At 72.3% G+C, this 24,689-nt stretch carries 20 protein-coding genes and 1 tRNA gene; 6 read left to right on the top strand and 15 right to left on the bottom strand.

Annotation, left to right across the window (positions count from 1 at the left end; all coding sequences use genetic code 11):
- Positions 1-11: 11 nt before the first annotated feature.
- Genes lepA through EJF31_RS02055 form a run of 3 tightly spaced genes read right to left on the bottom strand, consistent with a single transcriptional unit; the run spans position 12 to position 5,271 of the window.
- On the bottom strand, positions 12-1,895 hold the full coding sequence (gene lepA, locus EJF31_RS02065; protein ID WP_125035436.1) for a translation elongation factor 4: 1,884 nt from the start codon (positions 1,893-1,895) through the stop codon (positions 12-14).
- A 45-nt stretch (positions 1,896-1,940) separates the two neighbouring features.
- Entirely contained in the window at positions 1,941-3,665 is a 1,725-nt protein-coding gene (locus EJF31_RS02060) for a thiamine pyrophosphate-dependent enzyme (RefSeq protein WP_125035435.1), read from the bottom strand.
- Between the two features lie 25 nt (positions 3,666-3,690).
- Positions 3,691-5,271: an FMN-binding glutamate synthase family protein gene (locus EJF31_RS02055; protein WP_125035434.1), complete on the bottom strand. Its 1,581-nt coding sequence runs from the start codon at positions 5,269-5,271 to the stop codon at positions 3,691-3,693.
- A gap of 66 nt (positions 5,272-5,337) precedes the next feature.
- Here EJF31_RS02055 and EJF31_RS02050 point away from each other — a divergent pair, with 66 nt between their 5' ends.
- Together EJF31_RS02050 and rpsT are read left to right on the top strand one after the other, a co-directional pair.
- A complete protein-coding gene (locus tag EJF31_RS02050; protein ID WP_125035433.1) occupies positions 5,338-6,285 on the top strand; it encodes a phosphotransferase in 948 nt (315 codons plus the stop codon).
- Positions 6,286-6,409: 124 nt separating this feature from the next.
- Positions 6,410-6,670, top strand: coding sequence for a 30S ribosomal protein S20 (gene rpsT, locus EJF31_RS02045; protein WP_125035432.1), 261 nt, complete (start codon positions 6,410-6,412; stop codon positions 6,668-6,670).
- 72 nt (positions 6,671-6,742) lie between these two features.
- On the opposite strand, the gene holA is transcribed toward rpsT, so the two are convergent.
- The 5 genes from holA to leuS form a co-directional block, all read right to left on the bottom strand.
- On the bottom strand, positions 6,743-7,726 hold the full coding sequence (holA, locus tag EJF31_RS02040) for a DNA polymerase III subunit delta (RefSeq protein ID WP_125035431.1): 984 nt from the start codon (positions 7,724-7,726) through the stop codon (positions 6,743-6,745).
- Positions 7,727-7,768: 42 nt separating this feature from the next.
- Positions 7,769-10,063, bottom strand: a complete 2,295-nt coding sequence (locus EJF31_RS02035) for a ComEC/Rec2 family competence protein (protein WP_260430578.1) — start codon at positions 10,061-10,063, stop codon at positions 7,769-7,771.
- Positions 10,064-10,067: 4 nt separating this feature from the next.
- On the bottom strand, positions 10,068-10,991 hold the full coding sequence (locus EJF31_RS02030) for a ComEA family DNA-binding protein (RefSeq protein WP_125035430.1): 924 nt from the start codon (positions 10,989-10,991) through the stop codon (positions 10,068-10,070).
- Between the two features lie 154 nt (positions 10,992-11,145).
- Positions 11,146-12,009, bottom strand: a complete 864-nt coding sequence (locus EJF31_RS02025) for a DegV family protein (protein ID WP_125035429.1) — start codon at positions 12,007-12,009, stop codon at positions 11,146-11,148.
- A 20-nt stretch (positions 12,010-12,029) separates the two neighbouring features.
- A complete protein-coding gene (leuS, locus tag EJF31_RS02020; RefSeq protein WP_125035428.1) occupies positions 12,030-14,525 on the bottom strand; it encodes a leucine--tRNA ligase in 2,496 nt (831 codons plus the stop codon).
- A 194-nt stretch (positions 14,526-14,719) separates the two neighbouring features.
- Between leuS and EJF31_RS02015 the strand changes: the two genes are divergently transcribed.
- The gene (locus tag EJF31_RS02015) at positions 14,720-15,481 is read left to right on the top strand and encodes an SDR family NAD(P)-dependent oxidoreductase (RefSeq protein WP_125035427.1); all 762 of its coding nucleotides are present in this window, start codon (positions 14,720-14,722) and stop codon (positions 15,479-15,481) included.
- Here the strand turns inward: EJF31_RS02015 and EJF31_RS02010 are convergent.
- Positions 15,474-17,339 carry a CocE/NonD family hydrolase gene (locus EJF31_RS02010; protein WP_125035426.1) on the bottom strand — a complete coding sequence of 622 codons (1,866 nt, stop codon included), beginning with the start codon at positions 17,337-17,339 and terminating at the stop codon, positions 15,474-15,476. The two genes, EJF31_RS02015 and EJF31_RS02010, sit on opposite strands and share 8 nt — an antisense overlap.
- Before the next feature lie 41 nt (positions 17,340-17,380).
- Here EJF31_RS02010 and EJF31_RS02005 point away from each other — a divergent pair, with 41 nt between their 5' ends.
- Positions 17,381-18,841: an NAD(P)/FAD-dependent oxidoreductase gene (locus tag EJF31_RS02005; protein WP_125035425.1), complete on the top strand. Its 1,461-nt coding sequence runs from the start codon at positions 17,381-17,383 to the stop codon at positions 18,839-18,841.
- Positions 18,842-18,934: 93 nt separating this feature from the next.
- Positions 18,935-19,501 carry a dienelactone hydrolase family protein gene (locus EJF31_RS02000; protein WP_125035424.1) on the top strand — a complete coding sequence of 189 codons (567 nt, stop codon included), beginning with the start codon at positions 18,935-18,937 and terminating at the stop codon, positions 19,499-19,501.
- Between the two features lie 42 nt (positions 19,502-19,543).
- On the opposite strand, the gene EJF31_RS01995 is transcribed toward EJF31_RS02000, so the two are convergent.
- Positions 19,544-20,569, bottom strand: a complete 1,026-nt coding sequence (locus EJF31_RS01995; RefSeq protein ID WP_125035423.1) for a zinc-binding dehydrogenase — start codon at positions 20,567-20,569, stop codon at positions 19,544-19,546.
- Positions 20,570-20,818: 249 nt separating this feature from the next.
- Between EJF31_RS01995 and EJF31_RS01990 the strand changes: the two genes are divergently transcribed.
- Positions 20,819-21,238, top strand: a complete 420-nt coding sequence (locus tag EJF31_RS01990; protein WP_125035422.1) for a hypothetical protein — start codon at positions 20,819-20,821, stop codon at positions 21,236-21,238.
- A gap of 182 nt (positions 21,239-21,420) precedes the next feature.
- On the opposite strand, the gene EJF31_RS01985 is transcribed toward EJF31_RS01990, so the two are convergent.
- The 5 genes from EJF31_RS01985 to EJF31_RS01965 form a co-directional block, all read right to left on the bottom strand.
- Positions 21,421-21,493, bottom strand: a tRNA-Ala gene (locus EJF31_RS01985).
- A 43-nt stretch (positions 21,494-21,536) separates the two neighbouring features.
- A complete protein-coding gene (locus EJF31_RS01980; RefSeq protein WP_125035421.1) occupies positions 21,537-22,208 on the bottom strand; it encodes a histidine phosphatase family protein in 672 nt (223 codons plus the stop codon).
- A gap of 4 nt (positions 22,209-22,212) precedes the next feature.
- Positions 22,213-22,590 (bottom strand): ribosome silencing factor, encoded by a 378-nt coding sequence (gene rsfS / locus EJF31_RS01975; RefSeq protein WP_125035420.1) that lies wholly within the window; start codon positions 22,588-22,590, stop codon positions 22,213-22,215.
- Positions 22,587-23,219: a nicotinate-nucleotide adenylyltransferase gene (gene nadD, locus EJF31_RS01970; RefSeq protein ID WP_125035419.1), complete on the bottom strand. Its 633-nt coding sequence runs from the start codon at positions 23,217-23,219 to the stop codon at positions 22,587-22,589. The genes rsfS and nadD overlap by 4 nt, the downstream gene beginning before the upstream one ends.
- A gap of 121 nt (positions 23,220-23,340) precedes the next feature.
- Positions 23,341-24,591 carry a glutamate-5-semialdehyde dehydrogenase gene (locus EJF31_RS01965; RefSeq protein WP_125035418.1) on the bottom strand — a complete coding sequence of 417 codons (1,251 nt, stop codon included), beginning with the start codon at positions 24,589-24,591 and terminating at the stop codon, positions 23,341-23,343.
- Between the last annotated feature and the right edge of the window lie 98 nt (positions 24,592-24,689).

Here is a 24,689-nt window from a genome sequence, read left to right as displayed (position 1 = left end):
CCGGGGCGTGGCTACTTCTTGCCCTTGTCGACCGAGCTGCCGGCACCGTCGTTGGAGAGCGCGGCGACGAACGCCTCGGGCGGGACCTCGACCGAGCCGATGTTCTTCATCCGCTTCTTGCCCGCCTTCTGCTTCTCCAGCAGCTTGCGCTTGCGGCTGATGTCACCGCCGTAGCACTTGGCCAGCACGTCCTTGCGGATCGCGCGGATGTTCTCGCGGGCGATCACGCGAGCGCCGATGGCGGCCTGGATCGGCACCTCGAACTGCTGGCGCGGGATCAGCTCCTTGAGCTTGCCGGCCATCATCACGCCGTAGGAGTACGCCGCGTCGCGGTGCAGGATCGCGCTGAAGGCGTCGACCGGCTCGCCCTGGAGCAGGATGTCGACCTTGACCAGGTCGGCCACCTGGTCGCCGGAGCGTTCGTAGTCGAGCGAGGCGTAGCCCTTGGTGCGCGACTTCAGCTGGTCGAAGAAGTCGAAGACGATCTCGCCCATCGGCAGGGTGTAGCGCATCTCGACCCGGTCCTCGGACAGGTAGTCCATGCCCTGCAGCTGGCCACGCTTGAGCTGGCACAGCTCCATGATCGTGCCGATGTAGTCGGAGGGCGCCAGGATCGTCGCCTTCACGACCGGCTCGCGGACCTCGGCGATCTTGCCCTCGGGGTACTCGCTGGGGTTGGTCACGGTGTGGACGGACCCGTCCTCCATCTGGACCTCGTAGACCACGTTGGGCGCGGTCGAGATGAGCTCGAGGTTGAACTCGCGCTCGAGGCGGTCACGGGTGATCTCCATGTGCAGCAGGCCCAGGAAGCCGCAGCGGAAGCCGAAGCCGAGCGCGCCGGAGGTCTCCGGCTCGAAGGTCAGGGCCGCGTCGTTGAGCTGGAGCCGCTCCAGGGCGTCGCGCAGCGTCGGGTAGTCGTCGCCGTCGATCGGGTAGAGGCCGGAGTAGACCATCGGGTTGGGGTGCTTGTAGCCGCCGAGCGCCTCGGTCGCGCCGTTGTGCTGGGAGGTGACGGTGTCACCGACCCGCGACTGGCGGACGTCCTTCACGCCGGTGATCAGGTAGCCGACCTCGCCGACACCGATCTCGGAGCCCTTGACCGGCTCGGGGCTGATCACACCGACCTCGAGCATCTCGTGCACCGCGCCGGTCGACATCATCTTGATCCGGTCGCGGTGGCTGAGCTTGCCGTCGATGACCCGGACGTAGGTGACCACGCCGCGGTAGGTGTCGTAGACGGAGTCGAAGATCAGCGCCCGCGGCGGGGCGTCCGCGTCGCCGACCGGTGCCGGCGTCTGCTTCACGATCTCGTTGAGCAGCGCCTCGACGCCCAGACCGGTCTTGGCGCTCGTCTGCAGCACCTCGGACGGGTCGCACCCGATCAGGCCGGCGAGCTCCGCGGCGTACTTCTCGGGGTTGGCGCTCGGCAGGTCGATCTTGTTGAGCACCGGGATGATGTGCAGGTCGGCGTTCATCGCGAGGTAGAGGTTGGCCAGCGTCTGGGCCTCGATCCCCTGGGCGGCGTCGACGAGCAGCACGGCGGCCTCGCACGCCTCGAGGGAGCGGGACACCTCGTAGGTGAAGTCGACGTGGCCGGGCGTGTCGATCATGTTGAGCACGTAGGCGCCGGGCTCGGCGCCCTGCTCGTTGTCCGCCGGCACCGTCCAGGGCATCCGGACGGCCTGGCTCTTGATCGTGATGCCGCGCTCGCGCTCGATGTCCATCCGGTCGAGGTACTGCGCCCGGGCGGCGCGCGCGTCGACGACTCCGGTCAGCTGGAGCATGCGGTCGGCGAGCGTCGACTTGCCGTGGTCGATGTGCGCGATGATGCAGAAGTTGCGGATGATCGCGGGATCGGTGTGGCCCGGGCGGGGCGCGGTCGATGAGGTGGCCACGAACTGCTCTCGTCAAGGATCGGGTGGACGGGGGCATTCTTCCATTCACTCGGGCGAGTCCACGAACTCCCGGGTCTTGGCGATGGCGAAGCCCCACCCCTGCTTCAGCGTGGGCTTCGGAGGAATGACGATCTCGTCGGGGTTGGTCAGCACGTCCAGGAGCACCGGGCCGGGGTGGTCGAGCATCGCGAGGACGCCGGCCTCGACGTCGTGCGGGTCCTCGACGCGGATCCCGCGCATGCCGACCGCCTCAGCAACCTTCGCGAAGTCGGGGTTGTGCAGGACCGTCCCGAACTCCGGCAGCCCGACCTGCTCCATCTCGAGCTTGACCATGCCGAGCCGGCCGTTGTCGAAGACGACCAGCTTGACCGGCAGCTCGTGGCTGACCGCCGTGATCAGGTCGCCCATCAGCATCGACAGGCCGCCGTCGCCGCAGAACGCGATCACCTGCCGGTCGCGGTCGAGGCCGGCGGCGCCGAGCGCCTGCGGCATGGCGTTGGCCATGGAGCCCAGGTTGTAGGAGCCGACCAAGCGGCGGGTGCCGCTCATCCGGACGAACCTGCTCAGCCACACCGTGGACATGCCGGTGTCGCTGGTGAACACCGCGTCGTGCGCCGCGTGCCGGTCCACGATCCCCGCCAGGAGCTCGGGCCGGACCCGGTCGGAGGCGTTGTCGACCTTGCGCCGCAGCAGCCCGACGGGCTTCTGGTCGTAGTCGGGGTCGACGAAGTGCTGCTGCCGCTCGCGCCAGTCGTCGTACGACGACCGCGCCTTGTCCAGCAGGGTCCGGTCGGTCCGGGCGTCGAGCAGCGGGAGCAGCGCAGCGAGGCCGAGCCGGGCGTCTCCGACCAGGGGGTGGTCGACCGGGGTGCGGCGGCCGATGTGGGTCCCGCGGACGTCGAGCTGGACGACGACCTTGCCGGTGGGCAGGAAGTCCTTGTAGGGGAAGTCGGTGCCGACGAGCACGAGCACGTCGCACCCGTCGAAGGCGATCTTGCTGGCGTGGTTGCCGATCAGGCCGGACTGCCCGACCTCGAAGGGGTTGTCGTGCTCGAGCCCCTCCTTGGCCTTGAGGGTGAGCACCATCGGCGCCGCGAGGCGGTCGGCGAGCTGCAGCACCTCGGCCCGGGCGTGGCGCGCGCCCTGCCCGACGAGCAGGGTGACCCGCTCCCCCGCGTTGATCGCGTCGGCCGCCGCCCGCAGCGCCTCGGGGCCGGGCTGCTGGTCGGGCCGCTCGGCGACGAAGCGCGGGACGGCCGTGTCCTTGGGCAGGTCCAGCCCTCCCACGTCGCCCGGGAGGGTCAGCACGGCCACCCCGCGCGCCTGGAGCGCCGCGTTGCCGGCCTGCTCGATCAGGCCGGGCAGCTGGTCGATGCTGGTCACGGTCTTGCAGAAGACCGACACGTCGGCGAAGAGCGCGTCGTTGTCGACCTCCTGGAAGAAGTCGCTGCCCATCTCCTCGCGCGGCACCTGGCCGCAGATCGCCAGCACCGGGGCGTGCGACTTCTTGGCGTCGTAGAGCCCGTTGAGGAGGTGGATCGCGCCCGGCCCGACGGTGCCCATGCACACCGCCAGCCGGTCGGTCAACTGCGCCTGGGCGCTCGCGGCGAAGGCCGCGACCTCCTCGTGGCGCACGCCCACCCACTCGATGCGGTCCTCGCGCCGGATCGCGTCCGTGACGGGGTTCAGCGCGTCGCCCACGACGCCCCACACCTGGGTCACGCCGTGCTCGGCCAGGGCCTCGATCAGCAGCTCGGCAACGGTGGTCAACGGAACCTCCAGGTCGGGGAACGGGTCACGGGACGAAGCGGTCGGGATCGGCGCGCGCCCAGTCCCGCTCCCACGAGGCGGGCGCGTCGCGGAGCAGCTGGCCGGCGGCCAGGTGCGGGAAGAGGTCGCCGTACGACGCGATCGTGCCCGGCGCCGTGCGCCGCCGCAGCATGTGCGGGCGCAGCTCGTCGAAGGAGTGCAGCCCCATCGAGGCGATCACCTGCATCGCCTGGTCGACGGTGGCCTGCTGGTAGCGGAAGACCCGCTCGGTCTTGTCCGGCACGTCGAGGGCCCGCATCCGCTTGGGGTCCTGGGTCGCGACGCCGACCGGGCAGGTGTTGGTGTGGCAGGTCTGGGCCTGGATGCAGCCGACCGCCATCATCATGGCGCGCGCGGCGTTGGTGTAGTCGGCGCCCTGGATGAGCCGCTTGACCAGGTCGATGCCGGTCGCGACCTTGCCGCTGGCCCCGATCTTCACCCGGTCGCGGACCCCGGCGCCGAGCAGCGCGTTGTGGACGGTCATCAGGCCCTCGGTCAGGGGCATCCCGACGTGGTCCTCGTACTCCAGCGGCGCCGCGCCGGTGCCGCCCTCGGCGCCGTCGACGATGATGAAGTCGGGCGTGATCTGCTCCTCGACCATCGCCTTGCAGATGGCCAGGAAGTCGGTGCGGGAGCCCAGGCAGAGCTTGAAGCCGGCCGGCTTGCCGCCCGCGAGCTCGCGGAAGTGGCCGATGAACTGGACCAGCTCGCGCGGCGTCGAGAAGACCTGGTGGTACGACGGCGAGATGACGGTCTGGCCCTGCGGGACGTCGCGCGTCTTGGCGATCTCCGCGGTGACCTTGGCGCCGGGCAGCACCCCGCCGATGCCGGGCTTGGCGCCCTGGCTGAGCTTGAGGCTGACCATCTTCACCTGGTCGTCGGCGGCCTTCTCGGCGAACTCGCGCTCGTCGAAGCCGCCGTCGTGGGTGCGGCAGCCGAAGTAGCCCGAGCCGATCTCCCACACCAGGTCGCCGCCGTTGCGGTGGTAGGGGCTGATCGCGCCCTCGCCGGTGTCGTGGGCGAAGCCGCCCTTGGCGGCGCCGCGGTTGAGCGCCTCGATCGCGTTGGCCGACAGCGAGCCGAAGCTCATCGCGCTGACGTTGAGCAGCGCCATGTCGTAGGGCTTCGTGCAGTCGGGGCCACCGATCCGGACGCGCGGCGGCTCCTCGAGCTTGTCGACGGGGACGGTGGAGTGGAGGAGGTACTCGTAGCCCACGGCGTACAGGTCCCGCTCGGTGCCGAAGGGCTGCTCCTCCTTGATCCCCTTGGCGCGCTGGTAGATCGAGGAGCGGGTGTCGCGGTCGAAGGGCCGGCCGTCGTAGTTGCGCTCGATGAAGTACTGCTGGAGCTCGGGCCGGATGCCCTCCAGCAGGAAGCGCAGGTGGCCCAGCACCGGGTAGTTCCGGAGGATCGCGTGCTTCTTCTGCACCAGGTCGTGGATGCCGACCAGCAGGAGGAGGGCCAGGAAGGCCAGCAGCCCCCACCACCCGGGCCCGCCGATGGAGGCGGCCAGCGCGGTGAACGCGCCCAGCACGATAAGGACACCCAGCACGAAGAAGCGCAGCACGTGCTGTGTCTACCACCGTCCGCAACCCGGTCGCCTGCAACCAACATGGTCGGCAAGGATGGATTCGTGACGACCCGGATCCCCAGCACCGTCCCGCACGGCCGCACCGCCCGCCGCGTCGAGTGGTCGTTCCTCCCACCCCCGGTGCGCCGGCTGGTGGAGCAGCGCCTCGGCTCCCCGGTCGTGACGGCGACCTCGCAGCCGACCGGCTTCACCCCCGGGCTGGCCTCGGTGCTGGAGTGCGAGGACGGGAGCCGGCACTTCGTGAAGGCGGCCTCGGTCAAGGCCCAGCGCGCGTTCGCGGAGTCCTACCGCACCGAGATCCGCAAGCTCGGGGCCCTGCCGCCCGGCGTGCCCGCACCGCGGCTCCTGTGGAGCTTCGAGGAGATGGACTGGCTGGTGCTGGCCACCGAGCACGTCGAGGCGAGGCACCCCGCCCGCCCCTGGCGGCAGGACGACCTGGACCTGGCCCTCGACCTGCTCGAGGACGTCGCCGACCGGCTGACCCCGGCCCCCGCCGCCCTCGGCCTCGACGGCTTCGCCACGGAGTACGCCGACTGGCCGGCGCTGTGGGACCACGTCCTGGCGACCTACGTGCTCCCCCACGGCGACGAGGCCGCCGCGCTGGCGGCCCGCTTCGCCGAGGTGACCGCCGGGTCGAGCGTCGTGCACACCGACGTCCGCGACGACAACCTGCTGATCACCGCCGACGGCCGAGCGCTGCTGTGCGACTGGAACTGGCCGGCGGCCGGAGCGCCCTGGCTCGACACGCTGCTCCTGCTCATCGGTCCCCGCGGGGACGGCCTCGACGCCGAGGCGGTGCTGGCCTCCCGACGGCTGACCCGCGACGTGCCGGCCGAGCACGTCGACATCGTCCTGGCGCTCCTCACGGGCTACTTCCTCCACCAGGCCGACCAGCCGGTGCCGCCGACCTCCCCGCACCTCCGCGACGCCCAGATGTGGCAGGGTGACGTGGTCTGGGACTGGCTGTGCGAGCGGCGGGGCTGGGCCTGATCCGGTCGGATTTGGGCGGCCGTGCGGCCCGCTGCTAACCTTTTACGTCGCGTGTCCGGCTGTAGCCTGCGCCGACCGCACCCCAGAACAGCACCACCCCCACACCTACGACGAAGGCGCAGTAGTGGCGAACATCAAGTCCCAGATCAAGCGGAACAAGCAGAACATCAAGGCGCACGAGCGCAACAAGTCGGTCAAGACCGGCCTGAAGTCTGCCGTCCGCAAGTTCCGCGAGCTCGCGGAGGCCGGTGACAAGGACGCTGCCGTTCTCGCCGGCCAGGCGGCCGCCAAGAAGCTCGACAAGGCCGCCTCCAAGGGCGTCATCCACAAGAACCAGGCCGCGAACCGCAAGTCCGCGATCGCCAAGAAGGCCGCCTCTCTCTGAGGCCCCTCGCTCTCAGGCGTCGTCCCCTCGGGGTCGACGCCTTTTTGCGTTGCCCGGACCCAGCCCCCAGGCTCAGCGCTGGTCGCGGAGCCCGGTGACGGTGAGGACCAGCCGCTCGAGGGTGTAGGACGCGTCGCTGGCCGCGCCCTTGATGTCGGCGTCGGCGCGGGCCACCGCACGGATCGCCCGGGCGATGCCGGCGTCGGACCAGCCGCGTGACTGGTCGCGGATGGTGCGCAGCTTCCACGGCGGGACACCGACCTCGCGGGCCAGGTCGAAGTCCTTCATGCCGCGCGGCGCGGACATGTAGCGGGCCAGGCCGCGGGCGCCGCCGGCGAACGCGGACGTCACCAGGACCGCCGGGGTGCCGGCGTCCAGGGCCCAGCGGAGCTCCTCGAGCGCCACGTGGCGGCGGCCCCAGAAGGCGGCGTCGGCCACGGCGAACGACTTGGCCTCGGCCCGGCCGCCGAAGTACTGCTTGACCTTCTCGACGGTGAGCGCCTCGCCCGGGAAGTCGCTGGCCAGCTGGCTGGCCGCGGCGGCGAGCGAGCGGAGGTCCTGGCCGACGGCCTGGATCAGGTGGTTGGCCGCCTCGTTGTCGATGGTCGAGCCGTGCGTGCGGACCTCCGAGACCACGAAGGACGGGAACTCCGAGGCCTTCAGCTCCCCCGACTTCGCCTCGGTGACGGTGGCCATCTTGCGCAGCTTGGTGAGCACGCCGCTGCCCTTCTGGCCGCCGCCGTGGACGAGCACGAGGGCGACGTCCTCGACCGGCGCCCCGGCGTAGGCCAGCAGCCCGTCGACGGACTCGTCGGGGAGGTTCTCCAGGTTGCGGACCACCACGCAGCGGATGCTGGAGAACAGCGACGGGGCCGCCATCTCCCCCAGCGTCGCGAGCGAGAGCTCGGCGGCCTGGGACTCGGCGAGCTCGGCGTCGGGGTCGTGGGCACGCACCGCCTGCCGCACCGCCCGGACCGTGCGCTCGTTGAGGTACTCCTCCTTGCCGGTGACCAGGGTGACCCGACCGAGGACGTCTGCTGCCTGTGGACCTGCCATCGTGCGAGAAGCCTGCCACAGCCCACCGACGGCCCTGCACGCTCACCCGGACGTGACCGCCAGGAGGTCACCGTCGCGGGCGACGACCGCCACGTCGCCGTCCTGGTCGGTGCGCAGCACCCGCGCCCCGGTCGACGCGAGACCGGCGATCGTCGAGCTGGCGGGGTGCCCATAGTCGTTGTCCGCGCCGACCGAGACGACGGCCAGCCGGGCGCCGAGCGAGGCCAGGAAGTCGAGGTCCTGGTAGCGGCTGCCGTGGTGCGGCACCTTCAGCACGTCGACCCGCAGCCCGGGCAGCTCGCGGGCGAGCTCGGCCTGCCCCTCGGGCTCCACGTCGCCGGAGAGCAGCATCCGCACGCCGTGCACCTCGGCCACCATCACCACGCTCGCCTCGTTGGCGGTGCTGCCGTCCCCCGGACCGGTCGTGGGCGAGTCCGGCAGCGGCCAGACGACCTGGAGGTGGACGTCACCCACGTCGGCAGAGGCGGCGTACGGCGCCGGGGTGGGCACCAGCCCGACCGTCTCGGCGGCCGCGCCGACCTCCTCCACGCCGTAGGGCGGGTCCTGGAGCCGGGTCGTCCAGATCGCCCCGACCCGACGGCCGTCGAGGACGCCCGTGATCCCGTCGACGTGGTCGGCGTGGAAGTGGGTGAGCACCAGCAGCGGGACTTCGGTGATGCCCAGGCGGTCCAGGCAACGGTCGACGAGCACCGGGTCGGGTCCGGCGTCGATGACCACAGCGGCGTGCGGCCCGGCCCGCACCGCGAGGGCGTCCCCCTGGCCGACGTCGCAGACGACCAGCACCCAGCCGGCCGGAGGCCAGCCCGGCGTCGGCGGCCGGACCAGGACCACGACGACCAAAAGCAGGCAGCTCGCGGCGCCGGTCACGCGGTGCCGCAGGACGGCGGGGGCGAGCAGCGCGACGAGCAGGGTCAGCACCGTCAGCAGGGCCAGCGACAGCACGCCGCTCCCCCACAGGACCGCTGCCGTCGGCAGCGCCGCCCCGTGCCGCGCGACGGCCACGATCCATCCCACGCACCACGCGGCGGGCGTGCCGGCCATCGTGCCGAGCGGCCCCCACAGCAGGCCGAGGAGGCCGCCGGTCAGGCCGAGCACGGTCGCCGGGCCGACGGCCGGGGCGGCCAGCAGGTTGGCGCCGACCGCCACGAGGCTCACCTGCCCCGAGATCGCGGCGACGAGCGGGGTGCAGGCGAGCTGGGCGGCCGCGGGCACGGCCACCGCCTCCGCGAGCCAGCGCGGCAGCCACCGGGCCAGGGCGTCGCGCCAGCCCGGGGCGAGGAACAGGATCCCGGCGGTGGCCAGCACCGACAGGGCGAAGCCCGCCTCCGCGGCCAGCGCCGGGTCGACGAGCAACAGCCCGACCACCGCGGCGCCGAGCGCCCGCCCGCCGCGCTGCCGGGCGTCCCGGCCGAGGCCGACGAGCGCCACCGAGCCCATCACCGCGGCGCGGAGCACGCTCGGCTCGGTGCGCGCCAGCAGCACGAACCCGACGATGCCCAGCGCACCCACGAGCAGCAGCCAGCGGCCCCGGACCCGGCACCACCGCGCCACGACGAGCAGGAAGCCGACCACGAGGGTCAGGTTGGTCCCGGACACCGCGAGCAGGTGGGTCAGCCCGGTGGTCCGGAAGTCGTCGGCGACGGCCGGGTCGAGCCCGGCGTCGTCGCCGTCGACCAGCGCCGGGACCAGCGCCCGCTGGTCGGCGGGCCGGCCCGCGACCGAGGCGCGCAGCGACGCCCGGACCGCCTCGGCACCGCGCCACCAGGCATCGGGCCCGGCCAGCACCCGCGGCGGGCCGCGGGCGGAGAGCACCGCCGCCGCGTCGCCGCCGTCGGAGGGCGCCAGCAGGCCGCTGGCGGCGACGGTCGAGCCCAACCGGACATCGCCCCACGAGGTGTCACCCAGCACCAAGACAGGCACGGCCAGCGTCCAGGCGCTCCCGCGGGCGTCGACGTGCCGGACCTCTCCCCGCACCAGCACCCGGTCGCCGTAGCGCCCCGACAGCACGTGCGGGTCCGAGAGCACCGTCAGCTCCAGCCGCGCGGCCGCACCGTCCCGGGCCAGCAGGGCGACCGGGCTCTCGTCGACCTGGGTGTGCCGGACCAGGCCCGAGCAGCAGACGGCGCCGGCGACCAGCACGGCCACGGCGACCCCGGGGCGGCGCCGTACGGCCGCCCAGCAGCCCAGGGCGACGAGCGCCGCCACCCCGGCTGCCAGGACCTGGCCGGGCGCCAGGGCGGTGAGCGCACCCAGCCAGGCGGCGACGCCGAGCACGGGCATCCGCAGGTCGGCGACCGCGGGCGATGTCGAGGGCACCCCCTCACACCGTCACGTAGGGCGCGAGCTTGCCGAGGGTGGCGTCCCCGATGCCGTCCACCTCGAGCAGCTCGTCCACCGAGGTGAAGCCGCCGTGCTCGGTGCGCCACTGGACGATCGACCCGGCGGTCACCGGCCCGACCTCGGGCAGCGTCTCGAGCTGCTCCTGGGTGGCGGTGTTGAGGTTGACCAGCGGGCCGGACGGCGCACCCCCGACCGGCACCGCGGACGCAGCCACTCCGACGGGCGCGGGCACACCCACGAGGATCTGCTCGCCGTCCACGAGCACCCGGGCCAGGTTGAGCGAGGACAGGTCGACCCCGCGACGGGCACCTCCGGCCTGCTTCAGGGCGTCGACCACCCGGGAGCCGGCGTCGAGGACCACGATGCCCGGCCGGCGTACCTTGCCGGCGACGTCGACCGTCACGGTGCCACTGGCAGCCGCCGAGGCGCCGGCGGCCGCGACGGGGCTGACGAGGGCGCCCGCCAGCGGGGTGCCCGACGACAGGACCGGCGCCGGCACGGTGGGCGCCTCCACGGTCGAGGGCTGCCCGCGGACCACCCACCAGCACGTCACGGCCAGTCCGAGCGCCACCAGCACGGCCACGACGGCGACCTGGCCGGGGCCGAGCCGGACCCGCCCGCGCAGCGTCTCGGGGATCGCGGCGGCCAGGGTGGGTCCGGCCCGGCGGGAGGCGTGCCGTCCGGGGACCGGCAGGGCCGGTGGCGGCGACGCCTCGTCTGGGAGGCCGGCGTGGTCGGCGGAGTGGTCGTGGTGTGGGACCCGGGTGTGCCCGAACAGCCAGTCCGGCTCGGGCTCGGGCTCCCCTACGGGCTCGGGCCGGACCTGCGCCAGCTCGGCGCTCAGCAGCTCCAGCCGCCGGGAGACGGCCTGCTCGAGCTCGGGGCTGGGGCGTCGGGTTCGCATGTCCCGAAACTAGGGACCGGCAGCCCCGGTCCGGGCCTGCCGTTGTCACGCCTGGGGACGGGCTTGCAGGGCGGCGGGCCTGTGCACGACAGGTGGCCGGCCAGCAGGCACGTGTCAGGAGGGCACCTGTCGGTAGGGCGCCGGTGCCGCCGCCTCAGCAGGAACGCGGCGCCACGCAGACGGCCAGCATCCCCGGCCCCACGTGCGCGCCCAGGACCGCGCCGAGCTCCCCGCACCACACGTCGCGGCCCTCGAGGTTGTCGGCCAGCCGGGAGCTGAGCTTCGACGCCAGCTCACCGGCCCGGTCCGGGCTCGCGAGGTGGGCGACGCACACGTCCACCGGCCGGTCCCCTGCCTTGGCCACCGCCAGCTCCTCCAACCGGGCCAGGGCCCGGGCGGCCGTGCGGACCTTCTCCAGCGTCGCCACCTTGCCGTCGCGGATCTCCAGCAGCGGCTTGACCGCCAGGGCGCCGCCGAACAGCGCGGCGGCGGCGCCGATGCGCCCGCCGCGGCGGAGGTACTCCAGCGTGTCGACGTAGAACAGCGACGACGACGCGGTGGCCCGGGCCGTCGCGGCTGCGAGCGCCTCCTCGGCGGTGCCCCCGGCGTCCAGGACGTCCGCCGCGGCCAGCACGGCGTACCCGGTCGCCACGCCCACCTGGCGGCTGTCGAGCGGGTGCACCGGGATCGAGGCGTCGCGGGCGGCGAGCTGGGCGGACTCGAACGTCCCGCTCATCTCGCCGGACAGGTGGATCGAGACGACCTCCTGCGCGCCCGCGGCCGCGGCCGCCTCGTAGGCCTCCAGCAGGGCGGCGGGCGTCGGGCGGGACGTGCTGACCGGCGTCCACTCCTTCAGAGCGGCGGCGACCAGCTCCGGCGTCGCGCCGTCCGACCCCTCGTCGTGCACCTGCGCGCCGATGACGACCTGCAGGGGCACCACGACGATCCCGCGCTCGGCCGCCACCTCCGGAGGGAGGGTGGCGGTCGAGTCGGTGACGATCGCGACCGGGCCCGACATGCGAGGAAGGCTAGAGCACGTCAGGTGACGATGTTGACCAGCTTCGGAGCTCGGACGATCACCTTCCGGACGGTCGCCCCGTCCAGCGCCCGCTGGACGGACGCGTCGGCCAGCGCCAGCTGCTCCAGGTCGGCCTCGGAGATGTCGGGCGCGACCTCCAGGCGGGCCCGGACCTTGCCCTTGATCTGCACGACGGCGGTGACGGACTCCTCCACCAGCAGCGCCGGGTCGACCTCGGGCCAGCCCGTGCGCGCGACGGTCGGCTCGTGGCCCAGGCGCGCCCACATCTCCTCGGCGGTGTACGGCGCCACCAGGGACAGCAGGATCGCGACCGCCTCCGCGGCCTCCCGGACCGCCGGGTCGGCGGGACCGCAGCCGGAGTCGATCGCCTTGCGGGTGGCGTTCACCAGCTCCATGACGCGCGCGACCATGACGTTGAACCGGTAGGACTCGACCAGCTCGCCCGCGTCGTGCACGGTCCGCGCCGTGACCCGACGCAGCGCGACGTCGCCGCCCTCGGGCGAGGTGCCGACCTCGGACGCGACGTCACCGGACAGCCGCCAGGCGCGCTGCAGGAACTTCAGCGATCCGGCCGGCGACATGTCGGCCCAGTCGATGTCGTCCTCCGGCGGGCCGGCGAAGACCAGGGTCAGGCGCACGGCGTCCACACCGAAGGCACCGAGTTGGTCCCCCAGGTTGACGCCGTTGCCCAAGGACTTGCTCATCTTCTTGCCCTGGTTGATCACGAAGCCCTGGTTCAGCTGGGCCAGCCAGGGCTCGCGGAAGTCGACCAGGCCCATGTCGTTCAGGACCTTGGTGAAGAAGCGGCCGTACAGCAGGTGCAGCACCGCGTGCTCCACGCCGCCGACGTACAGGTTGCAGGGCATCCATGCGTTGACCTTGGCGCTGTCGAAGGCCTGCGTGTGGTCCTGCGGGGAGCAGTAGCGGAACATGTACCAGGACGAGTCCACGAACGTGTCCATGGTGTCGGTGTCCCGGGTCGCCGGGCCGCCGCAGGTCGGGCAGGTCGTGTTGACCCACTCGGTCGCCCCGCCCAGCGGCGAGGTGCCCTTCGGCTTCAGGTCGGCGCCGCGCAGGTCGGGCAGGGTGACCGGCAGTTGGTCCTCGGGGACCCGGACCTCGCCGTCGACGGGGCAGTGCACGATCGGGATGGGCGCACCCCAGTAGCGCTGGCGGCTCAGCAGCCAGTCGCGCAGGCGGAAGTTGACGGTGCCGCGACCCAGCCCCCGGCCCTCCAGGAAGGCGATCGTCGTGGACTTGGCCTCGGCGACGCCCAGGCCGGACAGGTCGATCTCGTCGTTGGCGGAGTTGATGGCCGGGCCGTCGCCGGTGAAGGCCTCGCCCTCCCAGCCCTCCGGCGGCTGGACGGTGCGGATGACGGGCAGGTCGAAGGCCTGGGCGAACTCCCAGTCGCGCTGGTCCTGGCCGGGCACGGCCATGATCGCGCCGGTGCCGTAGTCGGCCAGCACGTAGTCGGCGGCGTACACCGGGATCTGCGTGCCGGTCAGCGGGTTGGTGGCGTGCACGCCCAGGAAGACGCCGGTCTTGGGCCGGTCGGTCGACAGCCGGTTGATCTCGGTCTCCTTGCGGACCTCGACCAGGTAGTCCTCCAGCGCGGGCCGCTGCTCCTCGGTGACCAGCTCGCCGGCCAGCGCGGCGTCGGCCGCCACCACCATGAAGGTCGCCCCGAACAGGGTGTCGGGCCGCGTGGTGTAGACGGTGACGGGCTCGTCACGGCCCTCGATGGCGAAGTCGACGTGGGCGCCCTCGGAGCGGCCGATCCAGTTGCGCTGGGCGGTGACCACGCGGTCCGGCCAGGTCTGCTCCAGCTCGTCCAGGCCGTCCAGCAGCTCCTGGGCGTAGTCGGTGATCTTGAAGTACCACTGGGTCAGCTCCTTCTTGGTCACCTCCGCCCCGCAGCGCTCGCACGTGCCGCCGACGACCTGCTCGTTGGCCAGCACGGTCTGGTCCTGGGGGCACCAGTTGACCGGGGAGTTCTTCCGGTAGGCCAGGCCGCGCTCGTGGAACTTCAGGAACAGCCACTGGGTCCAGCGGTAGTACTCCGGGTCGGAGGTGTTGAAGGTCCGGGTCCAGTCGAAGGACGCGGCGTACTTCTTGCACGACTCGATCGAGCGGGCGATGTTGGCGCGCGTGTAGGTGTCGGGGTGCTCGTCGTTCTTGATCGCGGCGTTCTCCGCGGGCAGGCCGAAGGAGTCGAAGCCCATCGGGTTCAGGACCTCGTAGCCCTTCTGCCACCAGTAGCGCGCCATCACGTCGTGCAGCGCGAACACCTCGGCGTGGCCCATGTGCAGGTCGCCGGAGGGGTACGGGAACATCGTCAGCGCGTACTTCTTCTCGCGCGGCGCGTCGTCGTCGGCCCGGAAGGGCTGCAGCCGGTCCCAGACGGGCAGCCACTTGTCCTGTACGGCGACCACGTCGTAGGTCTCGGCCTCCGCAGGGGCCTCGGTGTCGTGGCTCTGGGTCTGCTCGCTCATCATCGTCTCTCTCGCAGCTCGTGGGTGTTCCTGCTCCTGGCGCCCGCACCCCGGGCATGAAAAAGCCCCTCGCGCACGAGGGGCAGCCGCGTCGAAGAGTGCGTGTCGACGCGGCTAGATAAGGAGGAGGTTCCTCTGCATGCGGTCATGGTACCCGCTCGGGCCGACGGGCCGCACGCCCTAGGGTGGCGGCCATGACCGTCACCGACATGTTCCGACTCGACGGCAAGGTCGCCGTCATCACCGGCGCCTCGAGCGGCCTCGGCGTCGCCTTCGCTCAGGGCCTGGCCGAGGCCGGCGCCGACGTCGCCCTCGGCGCCCGTCGCGTCGACCGGCTCGCCGAGACGGCCGCGCTGGTGGAGAAGACGGGGCGTCGCGCGCTCACGGTCGCCACCGACGTGGCCGACCCCGACTCCTGCACCAATCTGGTCGCGCTCGCGATGGAGGAGTTCGGCCGGGTCGACATCCTGGTCAACAACGCCGGCATCGGCACCGCCGTCCCCGCCACCAAGGAGACGCCCGAGGAGTTCCGCGCGGTCATCGACGTGAACCTCAACGGCTGCTACTGGATGGCGCAGGCCTGCGGCCGCGTCATGCAGCCCGGCTCGAGCATCATCAACATCTCCTCGGTCCTCGGGCTCACCACCGCAGGCCTCCCCCAGGCGGCGTACGCCGCGTCGAAGGCCGGCCTGATCGGCCTGACCCGCGACCTGGCGCAGCAGTGGACGGGCCGCAAGGGCATCCGCGTCAACGCCATCGCCCCCGGCTTCTTCGCCTCGGAGATGACCGAGCAGTACCCGCCCGGCTACCTCGAGCAGCAGGGCGCCCGGATCCCCGTCGGACGCAAGGGTGACCCGGCCGAGCTCGCCGCTGCGGTGGTCTTCCTGGCCTCCGCCGCAGGCGGCTACGTCACCGGCCAGACGATCGCCGTCGACGGCGGCATGACGATCACCTGAGGACGCCCGGCAGGGTGAACGTCGAGGCCGTCCCCGTCGACAGGGTCAGCACGTCGGCCACCTTGGCGTTGTACGACGTCTGGTCGGTCGTGCAGAGCACCAGCCGGACCGCGTGACCTCGCGCGAACCGGTGCGCGAAGCCCGCCAGCCGGATGTCCACCGGCTCGCCGACCGCCGCGGCCGGCACCCGGACCGGCGCGATCAGCCGGTGCACGAGCACCGTACTGCCGTCGGGCGCCACGTCGTAGACCTTGGCGAAGAACACCATGTCCTGGCCGTTGCTGTTGGTCAGCAGCAGGTGCGCCTCAGGGATCCCGACGGCCGCCACGGACCGGGCGAACGGCGCCGAGGTGAAGGCCGCGAACTGCCCGTCGATCTCGGTCGGCGGGGTGTCGCCGGAGCTCGGCGAGGCGTCCGGGCCGGTGAAGTTCGACGTCTCGGTGTAGGCCGCGGGCTCGCCGCCCTGCGGGTTGAGCATCGTGACCGAACCGCTCGTCACCGGCTTGCCCGGCGCCACCAGCGCGTCGGTGCCGGAGATCCGGAACGTCGTCGACGCGTGCAGCGGGAACCGCGGGGACGTGCCGTACTGCTCGTCGTCGGCGCCGTGCCCGGCGTACTTCTTCCAGTCGCGGTAGTAGGCGAAGGCCGGGCCTCGGCCGCCCGACCTGCCCCGCAGCCAGTGGTCCATCCAGCCCAGCGAGCGCAGCGACAGGTAGCAGTGGTCCATCCGGCGCACCGACCTCAAGGTGCCGTCGTAGGCCTCGCACTCGCCCGGCTGGGAGTCGTAGCCGCCGTGACCGCCGGAGTTCCAGATCATCCCGACCGGCACGCCGCGGCGGTGCAGCGCGCGGTAGGTCGCGCTGGCGTCGTTGAGGTTGAACAGGGTGTCGCTCTGCCCCTGCACCAGGAGCACCGGGACGTGGATCCGGTGCAGGAACGTCGACGCGGACGCGCGCCGGATCAGGTGGCGCGCCTCGGCGTCGGAGTCGCCGGTCGAGGTCAGCAGCTCGTAGGTGCGGCAGAGCGGCAGGTAGTAACCGGGGCAGCTCGCGGCGCCGCCGATCTCGACGGGGTCGCCGGAGGCCTGCTTGGCGCCCGGGCAGTCGCCGCCGCCCATCGCGGGCTGGCTGTTGCCGAGGGCGTAGAACAGCGAGGTCCACTCCTGCTTGAAGACACCCTGGGCGTTGAGGCCGTGGTCGAGCCCGGTCGGGTCGCCGGGCACCACGCGGTTGTTGGGGTCGAGGGAGTAGATCAGGTTGTTCCACGTCCGGCCGACGACGCTGGTGCGGATCCGCTGGTCGTGCGCGGCCAGCGGCAGCTGGATGCCGCCGCCGTAGGAGCCGCCGATCGTGCCGACGACCACGCCGCGCGCGTCGCGGCGTACGTCGCGGCGGGGCTCGAGGACCTTGTCGATCAGCTGGCGGGCGCTCTTGACGTCGTAGTCGGCCGACTGAAGCGTGACGCAGCCGCCGCTCGCCCCGAAGCCGGAGGAGGTGTAGGTCAGCACGACGTAGCCGTGCGCCGCGAAGAACCGGGCGGTGCTGACGACCTCCGGGGACGTCTTGTTCAGCCCGAAGCCGTGGGTCATCAGGATCGCGGGCTGGGGGTGCCGCCGGCTGGCGTTGTCCGGGACGTAGAGGCGGGTGTCGAGGTCGATCGCGATGTCGTCGTCGGGGCCGGTCACCACGGGCACCAGCCGGTCGATCGTCTTCCAGTGGTGCGTGCCGTGCGCCGCCGGCACGTGGTCGGAGCGGACGTGCGCGCGCTGCGGCCCCGCGTCCGCGGGTGCGCCGGTCGCGCCGGTCACGAGAAGGAGGAGGCCCACGACTGCTGCGGCGCTGCGCACACGGCTCGACATGGGCCGACCGTACGCCGCCGCGGACCGCTACGGTCTCGTTTGTGACTCACCCCCGAGCAGTCGTCATCGGTGCCGGCTTCGGCGGGCTGGGCGCCGCGCGCGCCCTCCGCGAGCAGGGCATCACCGACATCACCGTCCTCGAGCGGGCCGACACCGTGGGCGGGGTGTGGCGCGACAACACCTACCCGGGCGCCGCCTGCGACGTCCCGTCGCCGCTCTACTCCTGGTCGTGGGCGCCCAACCCCGCCTGGCACCGGCGTTACGCCGAGCAGCCGGACATCCTCGACTACCTGCGCCGGACGGCCGCCGACGAGGGCCTGCTCGACCACGTCCGCACCGGCGTCGACGTGGTCTCCGCGGTCCTCGACGAGGCGGCCGGCTCGTGGCGGCTCACCGGCCGCGACGGATCGACGTACGACGCCGAGATCGTGGTGTCCGCGGTCGGCCAGCTCTCCAACCCGGTGGTGCCCGACGTCGCGGGGGCCGAGACGTTCGCGGGCCCCGCGTTCCACTCGGCCGACTGGCGCCACGACGTCGACCTGACCGGCAAGCGGGTCGCGGTGGTCGGCACCGGCGCCAGCGCGATCCAGTTCGTCCCCGGCATCGTGGACCGGGTCGCCTCGATCACGGTCTTCCAGCGCAGCGCGCCGTACGTCGTCCCGAAGCCCGACCAGGAGTACCGCGAGCGGCACCACGCGCTCTTCCGCCGCTTCCCGCGGACCCAGCAGGCCGAGCGGTCGTTCGTCTACTGGATCGGCGACCGCCTCAACCGGGCGCTCGGCGAGGACTCCCGCTACAGCCGGGCCTTCGTCGGCGCGATCCGGGCATCGTGGAGGCTCCAGCTGCGCCGCCAGGTGCCCGACCCGGCGCTGCGAGCCAAGCTCGTGCCGGACTACCCGATCGGCTGCAAGCGGCTGCTCTTCTCCAACGACTGGTACCCCGCGCTCGCCCGCGACCACGTCGACGTCGTCACCGAGAAGGTGACCGGCATCGAGCCGGGTGGTGTGCGCACCGCCGACGGCACCCTGCACGAGGCCGACGTGCTGATCTGGGGCACCGGCTTCGCCGCGACCCGCTTCCTCGCCGGGATCGACGTACGCGGCGTCGGTGGCCGCGACCTGCACCAGGACTGGGTCGACGGCGCCCGCGCGCACCTGGGCATCACGATGCCCGGCTTCCCCAACCTGTTCTGCATCTACGGCCCCAACACCAACCTCGGCGGCAGCTCGATCATCGCGATGATGGAGGCGCAGGCCGGCTACGTCGCCCAGGTCGCCCGCCGGATCGCCGACGGCGAGGCCCGCCTGGTCGCCGCGCACCCGGCCGCGCTGGAGCGCTTCGACGCCGAGATGCAGCACCGGCTCGCGACCAGCGCGTGGTCCTCCTGCCAGAGCTGGTACGTCGACGGGGGCCGGATCACCACCAACTGGCCGGGCCTCGTCGCGGAGTACGAGCGGCGCACCGCCGAGGTGGACTGGGACGAGCTCCAGGTCATTTCTTAACTTTGGTTCCTGTTCCGGAAGGGATCCGACCGGAACCCTGCCTAGGGTGGTGCCACCGGCGTCCACGGGGGACGCCACCCAGAGAGGACTGTCATGGCCGAGGTCGTGTTCTTCCACCACGTGCAGGGGCTCACGCCCGGGATCGTCGCGTTCGCCGACGAGCTGAGGGCCGCGGGACACACCGTGCACACGCCCGACCTCTTCGAGGGGCAGACGTTCGCCAGCATCGAGGACGGGCTCGCCTACGTGCGCTCCCAGCCCGAGGGGGCGCTCGACGAGCGCGCCGACAAGGCCGTCGCCTCGCTGCCGGCCGAGGTCGTCCTGGGCGGCACCTCCTTCGGCGCCGGGCAGGCCCAGCGGCTGGCGAGCACCTCCACCGGCGCCGGGATCCTGCTGGAGTCCTTCGTCGGGCCCGAGTGGATCCAGCCCTGGCCCGAGGGCGTCGCCGCGCAGGTGCACGGCATGGACGCCGACCCGTTCTTCGCCGAGGAGGGCGACCTGGACGCCGCCCGTGCGGTCGCGTCGACGCGCTCGGACATCGAGGTCTTCACCTACCCCGGCAACGTCCACCTGTTCAGCGACAGCTCGCTGGCGGCGTACGACGCGGACGCGATGGGTGTCGTGACGTCGCGGGTGCTGGAGCTCCTCGCGGGGCTCTGACTGGGTGAACGCGCGGGGCGCGGCATGGTCGGACGGCGCCGATCAGGGCTCCAGCACGACCTTGCCGGTGCTGCGGCGAGACTCGATGTGCTCATGGGCCCGGCCCGCGTCGGCCAAGGGGTACGACGAGTCGACGTGCGGTCGCACCCACCCGGACCCGACGCCCTCGAGCACCTGCCCCATCCAGCCGCGAAGCCTGTCGACCTCGCCCCACATGTGCCCGAGGTTGACCCCGAACGCGCCCTGGTTGGCGTTCATGAGCGGCACCGGGTGGAACAGCGGCATCAGCGCCGCGGTCCTGGCCAACTGCAGCTTGCCGCGCAGGCCCTGGTTGCTGGAAGCGGCGGAGACGCCGTACATCCCGAGCCGGCCGGTGGCGCGCAGCACACTGCGGGACCGGCGGAAGCTCTCTCCGCCGAGTGGGTCGATCACCAGCTCGACGCCCCGGTCATCGGTGAGGGCGCGGACCTCGCGGGTCCAGTCACCGGTGCGGTAGTCGACGGCGTGGTCCAGGCCCCGAGCTGTGAGGAAGGCGTGCTTGCCTGCGCTGGCCGTGCCGATGCTGCGCGCCCCCACGTGGCGGGCGATGTCGAGAGCAGCGAGGCCGACCCCGGAGCCGGCGTTCTGGATGAGCACGGTGTCGCCCTCGCGGAGGCCGCCCTGCACCACGAGGAGCTGCCAGGCGGTGAGATAGGCGACCGGGATCGACGCCGCCTCCGCGTGGCTCAGCCCTCCGGGCTTGGCGAAGACCTGGGCCGCCGGGACGTTGAGCGCGCTGCTGTAGCCGCCGAAACGGGTCAGCGCGAGGACGTCCCTCCCGACCAGTGACTCCTCGACCCCTGCTCCCACGGCACGCACCGTGCCCGAGACCTCGTAGCCGACCACCAGCGGCAGCGGCGGTGCGTCGGGATAGAGGCCCTGCCGGGCGAGGATGTCGGCGAAGTTGATCCCGGCTGCGACCACCTCGATCTGCGCCTCACCAGGGGCAGGTGGGCCCAGCCGAGACGTCTGAAGCCTCAGCCGATCAGGGGCGCCTGCGCGGGTGATGACGACCTGGCGGATGTCCATCCGTGCATTGTCGCCCGCCGCGAGCGGCGTGGTCGACGCTCAGCCGTACCGCCGCCGATGCCGTTACGTCCGTCGGTCCACGTGACGTGCCCTCGTCTCGGTCGTGGTCCTGTCGGGACCCGCCCCACCGGGTTACCCACTTCAGATGTATCGCCGGGCCTCTGCCCGTCACATGCTGAGGGTCGTTGCGCCGCACCCGAGTCCCCTCGCGTAGCGGCATCTCGTGGAGCTGATACGGAGGACATGGACATGCTCAAGACACGACTCGCGGCCGTGGGCTTTGCGGCCGCCACGCTGGTCGCCACCTCGGCAGGTGTCGCCAGTGCGGACCCGGTGAACGCGAAGAACTCACTTCCGCTGCAGATCGTCTGCAACAACGGCCACACCTACACGGGTGTCTCCAACGGCAACGGCAACTTCACGCCCGCGCACGACCTGGGCAGCAACGCCGTGCTCATCCCGGTCTCGTTCGGCGCGATCACGTTCACCGTGAAGGACGCGCAGGGCCACATCCTCGACCAGGAGACCTCCCCGCCCGCCAGCAAGGGGAGCTCGGCGAAGAACCCGGCTGCCACGACCAGCTGCAGCTTCTCCGGCGGCGCCACGGCGCCGGACGGCACGAGCTTCAGTATCGTCGGCACGGTGGTCGGGATGGTGACGCCGGGCTGATCTGCTCGCCGGCCGCGCCTGACGTTCGCTGGGGTTGCGGTGCGCACGCGGGGATCGCCGAGCCGTCGCTTCGGCCCTCCCCCGCTGCGCTCCTCCGAGCAGAACGGACGGCTCGACTCGGGCACAAATGCGAACGGCCCGGTCCGAGCGCTCTGCGCTCTGACCGGGCCGATTCCCATTTGTGGAGCTGAGGGGACTCGAACCCCTGACCCTCTGCATGCCATGCAGATGCGCTACCAGCTGCGCCACAGCCCCAACTGTTTCCTTCGCGTCTCCGCGTCGGCAACGAGCAGGAATACTAGCCAGAAGGGGCATCCGATGTGAAATCGGGGGTCCCCTCCGGGGGCAGCAGACCGGTGTGGACCGTCTCGTTGTACGACGACAACCGCAACCGGCCGCTGCGGTGCTCGGTCAGCGTGGCCCAGCCGCAGTTCTCCATGGGCATCAGGTCGCCGTCGGCGTCCGCGGGCACGCCGAGGATCCTCAGGACGGCGACGTTGATGGCGGCGCCGTGCGAGACCACGATGCCGGTCTCCCCCGTGCCGAGCTCCTCGAGCTTCTCCATCAGGGCGGGCACCATCCGCGCCTGCACGTCCGCGACGGACTCCGCCCCCGGCACGTGGCCGGTGACGTGGCCGGCGGACCACAGGGCGTGCGCCTCGGGGAAGCGCGAGGCGAACTCCGCCACGGTCAGCCCGGACCGCTCCCCCACGTCGAACTCACGCAGCCGCGGGTCGGTGCGGGCCACCAGACCGGTGGCCAGCTCGACGTACGACGCCGTCTGGCGCGCCCGCCGCAGGTCGCTGGACCACAGCGCGACCGCGCCGTAGCCGCCGAGGTACGGCGCCGCCGCGGCGGCCTGCGCGTGGCCGGTCTCGTCGAGGGAGACATCGGTGTGGCCCTGGGCGCGGCCCTCGAGGTTCCACGCGGTCTGCCCGTGACGGAGCAGGACGAGGCGGCGTCCGTTCATCGGATCAGCGCTGGTGGGACACCACGTCGGCGGGCAGCTCGATGGCCGGGCAGTCGCGCCACAGCCGCTCGAGGGCGTAGAACTGGCGCTCCTCCTCGTGCTGGACGTGCACGACGATCTCGCCGTAGTCGATGAGCACCCAGCGCCCGTCGCGCTCGCCCTCACGACGGATCGGCTTGGCGCCGATCTCGCGGAGCTTGTCCTCCACCTCGTCGACGATCGCCTTGACCTGACGGTCGTTGGTGGCCGAGGCCAGCACGAACGCGTCGGTGATCGCGAGCTGCTCGCTCACGTCGAAGGCGATGATCTGCTGGGCGAGCTTCTCCGACGCCGCGCGGGCGGCGGCGTGCACGAGCTCGAGGGCGTGGTCGGTGGCGGTCATGCGTGTGGGTCTCCGGACTGGTCGGACTTCTGGGGGTACAGGTCGTGCTTGGCGAGGTACTGGACCACGCCGTCGGGCACGAGGTACCAGACGGGTTCGCCGCGGCGCTTGCGCTCGCGACAGTCGGTCGACGAGATCGCCAGCGCGGGGATCTCGACCATGGTCACACGCTCGGCCGGGATCGACCCAAGCGTCGCGGGATCCATCGTGTAGCCGGGTCTGGTGCAGCCGACGAACTGCGCGAGCGCGAAGAGCTCCTCGGCGTTGCGCCAGGTGAAGATGTCGGCGAGCGCGTCCGCGCCGGTGATGAAGTACAGCTCGGCGTCCGGCATCGCGGCCTTGAGGTCGCGCAGCGTGTCGATGGTGTACGTCGGTCCCTCGCGGTCGATGTCGACCCGGGACACGTTGAACCGCGGGTTGGACGCGGTCGCGATGACCGTCATCAGGTAGCGGTCCTCGGCGGGCGAGACCTCGCGGTCGGACTTCTGCCACGGGTCACCCGTGGGGACGAAGACGACCTCGTCGAGGTCGAACCACGCCTGCACCTCCGAGGCCGCCACGAGGTGGCCGTGGTGGATGGGGTCGAAGGTGCCGCCCATGACCCCGACGCGGCGCGCTGGCGTGCTCAGCTGTGCTCGCGCCCCGCGCCGAACATGAGGAGCCCGGCCATGAGGAAGGTGAGGATGCCCAGGGCGATCGCGCCCACAACCCAGTGATTCATGCGGGACAGCCTACCGGGCCCCGTCACGCTCAGCGCACGTGGCCGTCGCCGGTCACGACGTACTTGGTCGAGGTCATCTCGGGCAGCCCCATGGGGCCGCGCGCGTGCAGCTTCTGGGTGCTGATCCCGATCTCGGCGCCGAAGCCGAACTCCCCACCGTCGGTGAAGCGCGTCGAGGCGTTGACGAGCACGGCGGCCGAGTCGACCTCGGCCACGAACCGGCGGGCGGCCGCCTGGTCCTCGGTGAGGATCGCGTCGGAGTGCTGGCTGGAGAAGCGCCGGATGTGCGCGATCGCCGCGTCGAGGTCGGGCACGACGCGGGCCGAGATGTCGAGGGAGAGGTACTCCTGGGCGTAGTCCTCGTCCGTGGCGGCCAGAACGCCGTCGTACGCCGCAAAGGAGTCGTCGCCGTGGACGGTGACGCCGGCCTCCTGCAGGGCCGCCACCACCCGCGGCAGGAACGCGTCGGCCACCTCCGCGTGCACGAGCAGCGACTCGGCCGCGTTGCAGACGCTCGTGCGGTGGGTCTTGGCGTTGAGGACGACCGCGAGGGCCTTGTCGAGGTCGGCGGCGCGGTCGACGTAGACGTGGCAGTTGCCGACGCCGGTCTCGATCACGGGCACCGTCGACTCCTCCACGACGCTGCGGATCAGGGAGGCGCCGCCGCGCGGGATCAGCACGTCGACGAGGCCGCGGGCGCGCATCAGCGCCTTGACCGAGTCGTGGGAGTCCCCGGGGACGAGCTGGACCACGTCGGCGTCGAGGCCCTGGCCGGCGGCGGCGTCGCGCAGGACGGCCACGATCGCGGCGTTGCTGGACCGGGCGCTGGAGCTGCCGCGGAGGAGCACCGCGTTGCCGGACTTCAGGCAGATGCCGGCGGCGTCGGCGGTCACGTTGGGGCGGGCCTCGTAGATCATCCCGACCACGCCGAACGGCACCCGGACCTGGCGGAGCTCGAGGCCGTTGGCCAGCGTGGAGCCGCGGACGACCTCGCCGACGGGGTCGGGAAGGCCGGCCACGTCGCGCAGGCCCTGGGCCATGCCTGCCAGCCGGTCTGGGGTGAGGCGCAGCCGGTCGACGATGTTGGGCGGGGTGCCACCGGCCTCGGCGCGGGCCACGTCCTCCGCGTTGGCCGCGAGCAGGTCGGCCTCGGCGGCGAGCAGCGCGTCGGCCATCGCCAGCAGGGCGGCGTCCTTCCGTGCCCGCGTCGCGAGCGCCAGCCCGTGGCTCGCAGCACGGGCCCGGGCGGCCGCGTCCAGGACGTCCTGCTGGGTGCTCATGCCGCGAGCGTAATCACCCGGCCGGGCCAGTCCCCCGCGTGTCTCGGCCGGCAGGCAACCGACCGGGCCGTTCGCGCGTCCTACGCTCAGCCGAACCC

Source organism: Nocardioides sp. LS1 (genome assembly GCF_003865225.1).
GTDB lineage: Bacteria > Actinomycetota > Actinomycetes > Propionibacteriales > Nocardioidaceae > Nocardioides > Nocardioides ginsengisegetis.
The sequence above is the reverse complement of the archived record's forward strand: the minus strand, read 5'-3'. Positions and strand labels throughout refer to the sequence as shown.

Excerpts from the sequence above, each read along its gene's own strand:
- holA (WP_125035431.1), bottom strand. The coding sequence starts at position 7,726 with ATGGCAGGTCCACAGGCAGCAGACGTCCTCGGTCGGGTCACCCTGGTC.
- EJF31_RS02030 (WP_125035430.1), bottom strand. The coding sequence starts at position 10,991 with ATGCGAACCCGACGCCCCAGCCCCGAGCTCGAGCAGGCCGTCTCCCGG.
- EJF31_RS02025 (WP_125035429.1), bottom strand. The coding sequence starts at position 12,009 with ATGTCGGGCCCGGTCGCGATCGTCACCGACTCGACCGCCACCCTCCCT.
- leuS (WP_125035428.1), bottom strand. The coding sequence starts at position 14,525 with ATGAGCGAGCAGACCCAGAGCCACGACACCGAGGCCCCTGCGGAGGCC.
- EJF31_RS02015 (WP_125035427.1), top strand. The coding sequence starts at position 14,720 with ATGACCGTCACCGACATGTTCCGACTCGACGGCAAGGTCGCCGTCATC.
- EJF31_RS02010 (WP_125035426.1), bottom strand. The coding sequence starts at position 17,339 with ATGTCGAGCCGTGTGCGCAGCGCCGCAGCAGTCGTGGGCCTCCTCCTT.
- EJF31_RS02000 (WP_125035424.1), top strand. The coding sequence starts at position 18,935 with ATGGCCGAGGTCGTGTTCTTCCACCACGTGCAGGGGCTCACGCCCGGG.
- EJF31_RS01995 (WP_125035423.1), bottom strand. The coding sequence starts at position 20,569 with ATGGACATCCGCCAGGTCGTCATCACCCGCGCAGGCGCCCCTGATCGG.
- EJF31_RS01990 (WP_125035422.1), top strand. The coding sequence starts at position 20,819 with ATGCTCAAGACACGACTCGCGGCCGTGGGCTTTGCGGCCGCCACGCTG.
- EJF31_RS01980 (WP_125035421.1), bottom strand. The coding sequence starts at position 22,208 with ATGAACGGACGCCGCCTCGTCCTGCTCCGTCACGGGCAGACCGCGTGG.
- rsfS (WP_125035420.1), bottom strand. The coding sequence starts at position 22,590 with ATGACCGCCACCGACCACGCCCTCGAGCTCGTGCACGCCGCCGCCCGC.
- EJF31_RS01965 (WP_125035418.1), bottom strand. The coding sequence starts at position 24,591 with ATGAGCACCCAGCAGGACGTCCTGGACGCGGCCGCCCGGGCCCGTGCT.